General features: G+C 71.5%; 10 protein-coding genes. 2 read left to right on the forward strand and 8 right to left on the reverse strand.

Annotation, left to right across the window (positions count from 1 at the left end):
• Window positions 1-33: 33 nt before the first annotated feature.
• A complete protein-coding gene (locus LL648_RS37705) occupies window positions 34-1023 on the forward strand; it encodes an ROK family protein (protein WP_232667688.1) in 990 nt (329 codons plus the stop codon).
• 25 nt (window positions 1024-1048) lie between these two features.
• Here LL648_RS37705 and LL648_RS37710 read toward each other — a convergent pair whose 3' ends face one another.
• Complete coding sequence (locus tag LL648_RS37710) at window positions 1049-1672, reverse strand: LppU/SCO3897 family protein (protein ID WP_232667689.1); 624 nt, start codon at window positions 1670-1672, stop codon at window positions 1049-1051.
• 140 nt (window positions 1673-1812) lie between these two features.
• On the opposite strand from LL648_RS37710, the gene LL648_RS37715 reads away from it, so the two are divergent.
• On the forward strand, window positions 1813-2886 hold the full coding sequence (locus LL648_RS37715; RefSeq protein WP_232667690.1) for a DUF2855 family protein: 1074 nt from the start codon (window positions 1813-1815) through the stop codon (window positions 2884-2886).
• Between the two features lie 86 nt (window positions 2887-2972).
• On the opposite strand, the gene LL648_RS37720 is transcribed toward LL648_RS37715, so the two are convergent.
• From LL648_RS37720 to LL648_RS37750, 7 genes are all read right to left on the reverse strand, one after another.
• Window positions 2973-4421: a phenylacetate--CoA ligase family protein gene (locus tag LL648_RS37720; protein ID WP_232667692.1), complete on the reverse strand. Its 1449-nt coding sequence runs from the start codon at window positions 4419-4421 to the stop codon at window positions 2973-2975.
• Window positions 4411-5871 (reverse strand): purine-cytosine permease family protein, encoded by a 1461-nt coding sequence (locus tag LL648_RS37725; protein WP_232667693.1) that lies wholly within the window; start codon window positions 5869-5871, stop codon window positions 4411-4413. The genes LL648_RS37720 and LL648_RS37725 overlap by 11 nt, the downstream gene beginning before the upstream one ends.
• 137 nt (window positions 5872-6008) lie before the next feature.
• Window positions 6009-7577, reverse strand: coding sequence for a PucR family transcriptional regulator (locus tag LL648_RS37730; protein WP_232667695.1), 1569 nt, complete (start codon window positions 7575-7577; stop codon window positions 6009-6011).
• 9 nt (window positions 7578-7586) lie between these two features.
• Complete coding sequence (locus LL648_RS37735) at window positions 7587-8501, reverse strand: polysaccharide deacetylase family protein (RefSeq protein ID WP_232667696.1); 915 nt, start codon at window positions 8499-8501, stop codon at window positions 7587-7589.
• Window positions 8483-9589 carry an oxidoreductase gene (locus tag LL648_RS37740; RefSeq protein WP_232667697.1) on the reverse strand — a complete coding sequence of 369 codons (1107 nt, stop codon included), beginning with the start codon at window positions 9587-9589 and terminating at the stop codon, window positions 8483-8485. Before LL648_RS37740 ends, LL648_RS37735 begins: the two co-directional genes overlap by 19 nt.
• Window positions 9586-10212 carry a DUF1989 domain-containing protein gene (locus LL648_RS37745; protein ID WP_232667698.1) on the reverse strand — a complete coding sequence of 209 codons (627 nt, stop codon included), beginning with the start codon at window positions 10210-10212 and terminating at the stop codon, window positions 9586-9588. The genes LL648_RS37740 and LL648_RS37745 overlap by 4 nt, the downstream gene beginning before the upstream one ends.
• Before the next feature lie 193 nt (window positions 10213-10405).
• On the reverse strand, window positions 10406-10993 hold the full coding sequence (locus LL648_RS37750; RefSeq protein WP_232667699.1) for a TetR/AcrR family transcriptional regulator: 588 nt from the start codon (window positions 10991-10993) through the stop codon (window positions 10406-10408).
• Between the last annotated feature and the right edge of the window lie 42 nt (window positions 10994-11035).

Genomic DNA, 11035 nt, shown 5'->3' on the forward strand with positions numbered 1-11035 from the left:
CCGGGTCGACGAGTGACCACACGGGTGCGCGTCGTGCCCGAACGCCAGCTCGACGAAACCGACCACTACGCTACCCACCCGAGTCCAAAGAGGAGAGCGCTCGATACCTGGAAGGGCGGCCGTTTGACTGCGCGAATCGGCGTCGACATCGGCGGCACGAAGATGCTCCTGCTGGCCAGCGGGCCCGATGGCCAGCTGATCGGCGAGCGTCTGCTCAAGACCGGCCCGACCATCGCCCCGTCCCGGATCGAGCGCCACATCAATCAGTTCGCGGACGACTTGCCGACACCTGTCGACGCCATCGGCATCGCGGTTCCGGGCCTCGTGCACCGCGACACCGGGCAGGTCGAGATGTCCGACGTGCTGCCACAGCTCAACGGTTGGCAGCCTCGAAGGCTGCTCGGCGAGGACGTCACGCAGGTGCTGGTCAACGACATCCGTGCCGCTCTGATCCACAGCAGTCGATCCCTGCGGTCGGACGCGACCGCCGCGATCATGCTGGCAGGTACGGCGATCGGAATGGCGGCGATGAGCGGCGGCCGCGTCGTGACCGGCGTCAACGGATGGGCGGGCGAGATCGGCAGCGTGCCCATGCCCACACCGAACGGCATCCGCCGGCTCGACCAGATCGCCGGTGGTTTCGCGATCGTCGCGGCGGCCGGCATGCCGGCCACGCAGGTGCACGCGGCTCTGGCTGCAGGAGACGTGCGCGTTACGGAGATCGTTCGCTCCGCAGGCGAAGCCTTCGGACTGGCGATCGCCACAGTCGTCAACCTCTTCAACCCGGAGGTCATCACACTGGCGGGCGGGACGTTGAAGTACGACAGATACCTCGACGCGGCGCTCCTCGTCGCGGAGCAGACGTCGCTGCCGCCTTTGTGGCAGGCATGCTCAGTGCGGCGGGCCGAGGACGCGGACCACGTCGTCGCACTGGGGGCGCTCCTGCTGGCGGACCGGGCCAACGCGGGGTTGCACATCGAGAACGACGCTATTGCTGATTCTGCGGTAGCCGAACAGCAATAGCGTCGTTCTCGACGGTGCTATCGCCTCAGGACTTGGCACCCACGCAGAGCACGGTGTAGTCCGTCTTGCCGTTGGACACCTCGACACCGGCGACCTCGGAGCTCTCGGTCCAGCCCATCGGGAACAGGCCAGTGGCACCCTCGACGCCGTCGCAGGAGCGGTCGACGGCGTCCTCCGCCACGGCGTCGACCCGCTTCAAGATCGTGTACGCCGCTGCCGGATCGGAGCACGGCCTCCGCTCCGCGCCGGTTTCGGTCAGGCACTCCCCCGCCGCGGCGGTGTTGAGCGAGGTGGCCGGGTCGACACCCTTCGGACCGAAGCAGGTGAGCTTGGCGTAGCGGCCGTCGACGGTGGACTGCTCGGCGCCGGCCACCGTGCGGCAGTCGCCGGCCCGCGGCAGCTGGGCGAGCACGGTGAGCGTGGCCTGCGGATCGCCGCAGTCGCGCACCTCGTAGCTGGCGCTGCTCCCGGTGCCGACGATCGCGGCGCAGGCGCCGACCTCGGCGCCGCTGATCCCGTTGGCCGTTGCGACAAAGCGGTAAATGACGAACCCGGCACCGATGACGATGATCGGTAGTGCACTGATCAGACGCTTCCGGTAGCGCGCCCAGAAGCCTTGCTGTGAAGACGGCGGACCGTCGACGCTCATGTTCCCCCCAGGAAAATTTGCCGTAGGTACGAAAACTGCCCGCAGGCACTTGACCTGCGGGCACGTCTCGCCCGAGCAACATATCGACGCCTGCGCGCGCCCGTTACAGAGCGCTTGCCTGGAGAACTAGTCTCGGCGTGGTGACCGACTTCCTGGTACGGCGCGACGACCTGCGGGTCTGGCGGACCGTCGAGAGCGACCCCGCACCCGCCCCCGCGGCCGGCGAGATCCAGCTACGGGTGGAGCGGTTCGGCCTCACCGCGAACAACATCACCTACGGCGCGTTCGGCGACCAGCTCGGCTACTGGCGGTTCTTCGCGGCCCCGGAGGGCTGGGGTCGGATCCCGATCTGGGGATTCGGCGCGGTCACGGCATCGGGTGTCGACGGAATCGCGGTCGGCGATCGGTTCTACGGCTACCTCCCGATGTCCAGCACGGTGACGATGCGGCCGCACGTCGACGCCGCCGGGTTCGTCGAGCAGTCGCCCGCCCGCGCCGACCTGGCGGTGTTCTACAACCGCTACCTGCGCGCTCTGCCGGAACTGGGCTTCGCGCCCGCGCACGACGACGTGAACGCCATCATGCGGCCGCTGTTCATGACGGGATGGCTGCTCGCCGACCAGCTCGAAGAGGCCGGCTGGCACGGCGCAGGCGCGGTCGTGCTCGCCAGCGCGTCCAGCAAGACGGCGTTCTCGACGGCGTTCGAGCTGGCGGCGCGCAGCGAGCGACCCGCCGTCGTCGGCCTCACCTCTCCCGCCAACCTGGAGTTCACCCGGGGCCTCGGGTGCTACGACCAGGTGCTGACCTACGACGAGGTGTCGACGCTGCCGGTCGAGGATGGCGTCGTCTTCGTCGACATGGCCGGCTCGCCCGCGGTGCGCCAGGCCGTGCACGAGCACGCGGCCGATGCGTTGCTGGCGTCGATCGCGGTAGGGGCGACGCACTGGGAGAGCGGCGGGCTCGGCGGGGGCGAACTCCCCGGCCCGACCCCGGAGTTCTTCTTCGCCCCGACCCGCGGCGAGCAACGCGCCGCAGAGCTGGGGGCGGGCCGCTTCCAGCAGCAGGTCGGCGCGGCCTGGGCGGCCTTCGCAGACCGCCTCCCGCAGCTGCTGGAGATCGAGTCCGGCAGCGGAGCCGACGCGCTCGGTGGCGCGTACGACGCGTTCCTCAACGGCAACGCCGACCCGCGGAAGGGCCACGTCTTCACGCTCTGAGCCACGAACTTCCCCACCGTTTTGCCAACCTGCACACCCTGGAGGCCGTGCAGGTTGGCAAAACGGTGGGGAACTTGGGCGGGTGTTCAGCCACCGCGGGTGTAGCGGTGCTTCACGCCGACCGGGAAGTACTCGGGGTCGCCGGCGGGGAGCAGGCGGACCTCCGGCAGCTGGCGCTCGGCGGGGACGTAGTGGGCGTACTCGCTGTTGAGCCGCACCAGCTGGTCGCGCACCGAGGCGGCGAGCACGGTGGCATCGCCCGTGCGGCCCGGGGCGAGCTCGACGGTCACCCGCAGCACCCGGTCGCGGTCGGCGTCCTCGACGGTCTCCAGCACGAACTTGCCGGTGACCCACGAGCTCACCTCCGGCTGCTCCAGCCCGACGGTCACGTTCTCCGGGTACACGTTCGCCCCGAAGAACGACACCGTGAACAGCGAGCGGCCGAAGACGAACACGAACGGCAGGTCCGGCCCGGCGTCCTCGGGATCGAAGCCGTTCGCCGCGCAGAAGTCGAGCATGGCGGCATGCGCGACGAGCCCGCCCTCGTCGGCGATGTGGTAGCGGACGAGCGGGATCCCGTTGTCGGCGGTGAAGAGCAGCGTGCCCTCGTGCGTCTCGAAGAAGCGGCTCGCCGGGTCGTACTGGGCGAGCGTGGGCAGGCGGGAGTCGCCGAACAGCTCGCGGGCGAGGTCCGGGCGACCGGCGAGGAACCGGCGGATCGACACCGACAGCGGTGTCTCGGTGGCGAGCACCCCGGCGTCGGCGGTGCCGTAGAGCGACGCGACGTCGCGCACGGGGTCGCGCATGCCGGTGCGTTCGGCCATCAGGTTCCGCCACTCCTCGCTGAACACCTCACCTGCTAGCACGAGCTTCACCGCGTAGGCCAGCCAGTCGATCCCGGCCGCGACGCCCGTGTCGACGACGTCCTTGACGAACGGCGGGTAGCCCAGCAACACCGTCTGGTCGAAGTGCGGCGCGAGCTCGGGGAGCACACGCAGGATCTCGGCCTTGTTGTTGCCAGGGGCCACCACGGTGATCGGGTAGCCCTTGATCGTCAGCTGTCGCAGGCAGGCGAGCGTGAACAGCCCGCCCACCCAGGTGCCGAGCGGGAAGCACACCACCGCGAGCGTGCTGCGCTCGTGCGCGGCGAACCCGTCGCGGAACACCTGCTCGAACCGCGGCGTGACCGCCAGCTCGTCGACGGGTGACCGCGGCCAGATCGTCGGGGTGCCGCTCGACCCGGACGACACCGCGATCATGTCGTTGGCGTCGAGCCGGCCGTGCCTGCAGAGCAGCGGCAGCGGGTACCGGCTGTGGTAGGACGCCTTGTCGATGATCGGCAGCGCCCGGAAGTCGGCCATGGTGCGCACCGCGTCCGGGCTGATCCCGCGCTCGGCCAGCAGCGCGCGGTAGGCCGGCACCTCGGCGCTGACCTGGCGGAACAGGGCCAGCGGCCAGTTCTGCTCCACCGGGTCGGGCGCGCCGACGAACGTCTGGAGGGCTTCGACGTACCGGGCGGGGCGGTCAGCGTCCACGCGGATGATCGTCGGCGACGACCGGGGCCGGCGTCCAGTGGCTCCCCGCCCGTCGTGCCTGCTGTCGAGTGAGCAGGAAGTACAGCCCGCCGGCCACCAGCGAGCCGGACAGCCACGACAGGTCGGTCCCGCCCATCGCGGTCGCGACGGGCCCTTGCATGGCCGGCACCAGCCCGAACTGCCAGCTCCACCCCGCAACGATGCCGGCACCGAGGCACAGCAGCGCGCCGACGTTCGTCGAGCCGTGGGGCGAGGCCGCCGCCGGCGCGTAGAGGGACGTGACGTCCAGCCGTCCACCGCGCACCACCCAGAAGTCGACGAGGACGATCGCGGCCCACGGGCTGATCCACACCAGGATCGAGACCATCCAGTGGTCGAACGCGAGCGCGAAGCTGTCGGCCTGGACGAACACGACGAGCACGGCCGAGGCGACGAGGCCCGCGACGAGCGTCAGCTTCCACCGCGCCACGGTGATCCCGATCGACAGCGCCGCCAGTGAGCACGAGTACAGGTTCAGAATGTTCGTCGCGACCGGCCCGTGCATGATCAGCAGCAGCACCGGTATCGCCATCACACCGAACGTGCTGATCACCAGCGCCGACGGGTCGGCGCTCGCGCCACCGCTCGCCAGGCACGCGCCGAGCGCCGCGAGCCAGACGGTCGGCAGGTACATGCCCAGCGCCGACGCCCAGAAGACCGACCGCGGGCTCGCCGACGGCCGCACGAAACGGCTGTAGTCGGCCGAGTACGGGATCCACGACACGCCCCAGCCGACCCCGATCGCCGTCAGCAGCTGGGTGATCGCGGTGACCTTGTCGACCTCCGCGTCGCTCCCCCGCGTCCAATCCACGTCGGTGCCGGCCAGCGCCAGTACCGTCATGACCGCCATCAGCGCCACCGTCACGGGCACCGTGTACTTCTCGAAGCTGCGGATCGCGTAGAACCCGTACAGCGCGAGCACCAGCTGCAGGATCATGATCACGGCGGCGACCAGGTACTTCGTGCCCAGGCCGACGTCGAGGCCGAGCTGGCGGAGGATGCCGAGCACCAGGTCGAGCACCACCCAGGTGTTCACCCCGACCCACGCCATCGTCAGCACGCCTTGCACGACACCCGGCACGACCGCGCCGCGCCGCCCGAACGGCGCCCGGCCCAGCACCATCTGGTTGACGGCCGTGCGGTGGCCGATCACGTTGAACACACCGAAGACGGCGCAGCCGACGACGTTGCCGAGCGCGACGACCACGAGCGTCTCGACCAGCGAGAGGCCCAGCGTCACGCCGAGCGCGCCGAGCACCCAGTTGATCGGCGCGATGTTCGCGCCCGCCCAGATCCAGAACTGCTCCATCGGCGTGGAGTCGCGCGCGCCGTCGGGGATGGGCTCGATCCCGTGGCGGTCGAACGGGACGGCATCGGGGGTCGAGGGCGGGGTGGTTGTGGGCGGGGACATCGGTGGCCTCCCTGATGGCTCGGCGAACGAGCGCCGTTGTGATGCACCGACCGAACCAGCCGCGGTGGGCCGCGAACACTGGCGGAACGTCCTGACCTGCACCGATGTCGGTGGAGGTTCACACACCGACCGTCGGTTCAGCTCATCCCGTCGGCTTCGAGCGCGAGGTAGAGGTCGACGAGGTCCTCGATCCGGCCGGGGTCGCGCCCGGTCAGCTCCGCGATCTTGTCGAGCCGGTTGCGCAGCGTGTTGACGTGCACGAACAGCGCTGCGGCGGTGGCGGCGAGGTGCCCGTCGTGCTCGAAGAAGGTGCGCAACGTGCGTTCGAGCTTGCCGCCCCGGCTCTCGTCGTGGGCGCGCAGCGGCGTGATCACGCCGGCGGCGAACCCGCGCAGCTCGGCCGGGCTGTGCAGCCCGAGGATCAGCCGGTGGGTCCCCAGCTCCGCGAACCGCGCGATGTCCGGGGCCGTGGTGCGGCGCCGCAGCACGGCGCACGCGTCGCGGGCCTGCACCAGCGACTGTTGCAACGTCGTGGAGTCCGGCGCGGGCTCGCCCAGACCCAGCACCGGGTGCACATCGGGCAGCCGCCGGCGCACGGCGTCCAGCACCCGCCGGCCCAGCTCGGGCAGGCCCTCCGGCGGCCCCCGCCACGGCAGCACCGCCACCACGTCCTGGCTGCCCCCGACGACGACCGCGGGGATCCCGTCGGCCAGGAACGCGTCGGCCACGGCGTCCGCGGCCCCCGCCCAGCCCGGGTGGTCGGCGCGCCCGTCCTGCGCCCCGCGCACGCCCATCGCGAAGACGACGAGTGGGCCGGTCGGGTCGATCCCGAACGCCCGCAGCCTGCCTTCCAGCTCGTTCGCGCGCTGCATCCCGGAGAGGATCATGTCGATGACCTCGCCCGCGAAGCGCGACTCGATCGCCTGCACGGCCTGGCGCTTGGCCACCTCGACGCTCAGGAACCGCGCGCTCTGCTCCAAGGCGCTGCGCTCCCCCGCCTCCAGCTGCGCGATCGAGCGCAGGCAGAGCAGGCCGGCGTCGACGTCGCCGATCGCGCCGACCAGGTACAACGCGGCAAGCCGGCCGCCCAGGTCGATCTCCAACGGTGGCGGCCGCATCGCCAGGGCGGCCGCGACGCGGGCGCGCTCGTCGACGTCCAGCCCGGTGCCCGAGGTGGCGGCGAGCTGCCGGCCCATCCGGTCGACCACGACGAGCGGCAGGTCGTGCTCGGAGCGCAGCACGTCCAGCACGCCGGTGGCGCCGGCGCCGTGCGCGATCGCGTCGGCGAGCGCTTCGCCCCGGCGCAGCATCCCGACCAGCTCGTCCTGCCGCGACCGCGCAGTCAGCGCCGCGGCAGCCATGGAGATCGCGGTGAACGGCACCCGCGGCGAGATCTCCACGAGCGCCATCCCGGCGTCCTCGCAGGCCCGCACCAGCTCCGGTGGGGTCAACGGCATCTCCGGGCGCAGACCGAAGACGAGCCCGGACGCGCACGCGATCCGCTCGACGAACTCCGCCGGCGTCGCCTCGTCGAGCCACAGCCCGTTGGTAAGCACCAGCTCGCGGTCCCTGACGTACGGGGAGGGGTCGGGCAGCTCCGTGTTGTGCACCCACAGGACCGGCGCGTCCAGCGCCCCGCCCGCCCCTTCGGCGAGCACGCGCAGCTCCAGGCTCGCGTCCTCGACCAGAGCCCGGATCGTCAGCACTGAGCCAATCTACGGATGCTCGGGAAACACCGACGGGTCGACGTTCGGCGGGCGCGGCCGGCGCGTCGCCAGTTCGGGGTCCGCCATCGCAGCGGCCGCGACGTCGCGGCAACGGCTGAACCGGACGTCACCGCGGTCGAGCGCGAACTCGATCAGGCTGCGCAGCGCGACGATCCGGCCCGGCCGCCCCGACAGGAACGGGTGCACGCACAGGTTGAACAGGCACCGGTAGCGGCGCATGGCGTCGAGCTCGTCGCGCCACATCGCCAGCACCGTCGACGGCGCCGTGATCACCGATCCGACCTGCGGCGCCGGCAGGAACGCGTACTGCTCCCAGTCGTCGAGCGACCAGTGCACCGGCAGCTCGACGATCTCCTGCCCCGACTCCGTCGCGAGCCGGTAGGGCCGATCGTCGGCCATCAGCGACGAGTCGTAGAGCAGGCCGTGCTCCGCGACCAGCTCTGGCGTCAACCAGCTCGCCTCCCAGAGCGCCGCGCGGTACCCGCTGATCTCGACGCCCTGCTCGGCGAACACCGCGAGCGCCCGCTCGAAGTCGGCCCGCTCCTCCTTCGGCGTGAGCGATGTCGGCGCGCGGTGGCTGTAGGAGTGGTGCGCGACCTCGTGCCCACGCTCGACGATCGACGCCGCGAGCCCCGGCCGCTGCTCGGCCACCCAGCCCGGCACGAAGAACGTCGCCGGCACCTCCAGCTCGTCGAGCATCTCCAGGATCCGCGGAACCCCCACGTCAGGGCCGTAGGACTGGTGCGACATCGTCGACATGTGGCCGGCGTAGCCGCGGCCCTGGGCGAGGATCGGGGTCTCGGCGTCGACGTCGAACGTCAGCGTGGCGACCGCCGCCGCGCCCCCGTGCCAATTCGACCCGTGCCAGCTCGACCCGCTCACGGTCAACTCCCGTTCCGCCATCGCCGCACGTTCGCCAGCGTCACAGACGGCGAGAGCATCGTCGAGTCGAAGCGGATCGGTGTCTCGCCCGCCTCCAGCTTGCGCGGCAGCTGCGGGTCGCCCAGGGCGCCGCGGGCGATCGACAGGATGTCGGCGTGGCCGCCGGCCAGCACCTCACCGGCCTGCACCGGGTCGTGCATACCGCCGTTGACGATCACCGGCAGGCCAGTCGCCGAGCGCGCGAGCGCGGTGACTGTCGTCCCGCTCGCCAGCCGTGCGGTGTCGATCCAGTTGCGGCCCTCGCTGGCGATGTGCAGGTAGTCGGCGCCGGCGGCGGCCAGCTCGGTGAAGATGGTCTCCGCCTCGCGGTGGCCACCGGGCCAGCGGTACTCGAAGTCGTTCACCTTGGTCTGCGAGAGCCGGACCCCCACCAGGGCACCCAGCTCCTTGACCGCCGTGACGATCTCCGCCGTCAGCCGCGCCCGGTTCTCGACCGTGCCGCCGTAGGCGTCGGTGCGCTGGTTCGTGTAGACGGTCAGGAACTGGTCGAGCAGGTAGCCGTTGGCCGCATGCAGCTCCACGCCGTCGAATCCGGCCGCGAGCGCGTTGCGCGCGGCGGCCACGAAGCCCGCGACGACCTCGTCGATACCGGCCGTGGACAGCTCGGCGGGGGCGCTCCACGGCCCCTCGCCGCCGTACTCCTCCATCATCACGCCGAGCGGGGTCACCGCCGACGGCCCCACCGTGCCGTGGCCGAAGGCGTTGCCCTGCGAGATCGCTCCCGCGTGCATGAGCTGCGCGATCATCACGCCGCCCGCCTCGTGCACGCGCCGGGTGACGTGCCGCCAGCCATCGACGTGCTCGGGCGACGCCAGCCCCGGCTGGTTGAGGTAGCCCTGGCTGTGGGCGGTGTCGGTGTAGGTGCCCTCGCTGATCACCAGGCCGAAGCCGCCCTCGGCGAACGCGGCGTAGTACTCGGCCATGTCGGCGGTCGGGACGCCGTCGGGGGTCGCGGAGACGCGGGTCATCGGCGCGACGGCGTAGCGGTTGGGCAGGACGTGCCCGGCGAACTCGATCTTGCTGAAGGCGGGGTGGGAGCTGGTGCTCATGACTGCTCTCCTGCACGGATCTCGATGGCCAGCGGGGTCGGGCCGGCGCCGTTGACGTCGATGAGGTCCTGCGGGCACGCCGACACCACGACGACGCAGTCGAGCTCGGCCCTGAACGTGATCGCGTCGCCCGGCGCCGTGCGGGCCGACAGCCAGCTGAGATCGCCCTTGGCGTCGACGGGGATGCGCATGAAGACGTTGATCGGCTGTGGCGCGGGCCCGGCGAACCCGATGCCCACGTCGGCCAGCGCCTCACGCAGGTTCTGGGAGCACGAGCGGTGCACCTGCGCGCCCAGCGCCGCGTAGCGCTCGGGGTCGCAGGCGGCGATCAGCATGTCGTGGTCGCCCGGCGACGTGTCCTCGACCAGCGTGAGCACCGGGCGCCGCCGATCGGTCACGAACGACTCCCCGACCGCCGGGAACAGCCGGTTCGTCACCCCCCGGGTGTGGGACGCGCTGTGGTGCTCCAACGACCCGTCGGCGCCCGGGACGACGACGAACACGTCGCCGACCTGGCTGCCCTCGACGTCGACGATCCGGACGTGCTGGCCCGCGGCGACGCGGACCGCCCGCCCCGTCGAGGCCGGGACGTCGATGCGGTCGATGAGTGGTGTGGCGTGCATGGTTCCCATGGAAGCGCCCGCCGGGCCCGGGCAACAGTGGAGGAAAGTCCACTGTTCGCGGCGCCTGGTGGCGAGACCTCCAGCGAAATGCGTGCGTCCCGCACGCGAGGGCAGGAAAGCCACTTTCATGCCCTGTGAGGGCCGGAAAGTGGCTTTCCTGCCCTCCGCGCACCGCAGCCCGGTCGACCAGGCCTCACCCCCGCCCGGCGGCCCCCACCAGCACTCGCAGCGCGTCGGCCGCCCGTTCCAGCGCCTCGCGGGACCCGCGCACGCGGGAGATCATCTCCGCCCCCTCGATCAGCGAGAGTGCAGTGAGGGCCAGCTCGTCGGCCTGGTCGGCCGCGAGCCCCGACCCGCGCAGGTGCTCCGCGAACAGCTCCTGCCAGGCGGCGAACGTCTCGGCGGCCGCCGCCTGCAGCCTCGGGGACCGGCCGATGGTCTCCAGTGCCGTCGTCGCGACCGGGCAGCCGTCCTGCCACTCCGTGTCCTCCAGCCCGTCGGCGAGCAGGAGGGCGCAGGCGGCGAGGGCGTCGCCGGGCCGTTCGTGCGCCGCGAGCGCGGCCGCGAACTTCACCTTGACGTCGTCGCCGCCGCGGCGCATCGCGGCCGCCGCGAGCTCTTCCTTGCCGCCCGGGAAGTGGTAGTAGAACGAGCCCATGGGCGCGCCCGACTCGCGCGCGATCTCCTTCACGACGGTGGCCTCGTAGCCCTGCCGCGAGATCAGCCGCAGCGCGCCGTCGACCAGCCGGTCGCGGCTGCCGGACAGATCCTGTCTTGACATGCGCGCAGCCTACCAACAACTATGACGAGCGCTCTAATATAG

The organism is Pseudonocardia sp. TRM90224 (assembly GCF_021245725.1).
Lineage (GTDB): Bacteria > Actinomycetota > Actinomycetes > Mycobacteriales > Pseudonocardiaceae > Pseudonocardia.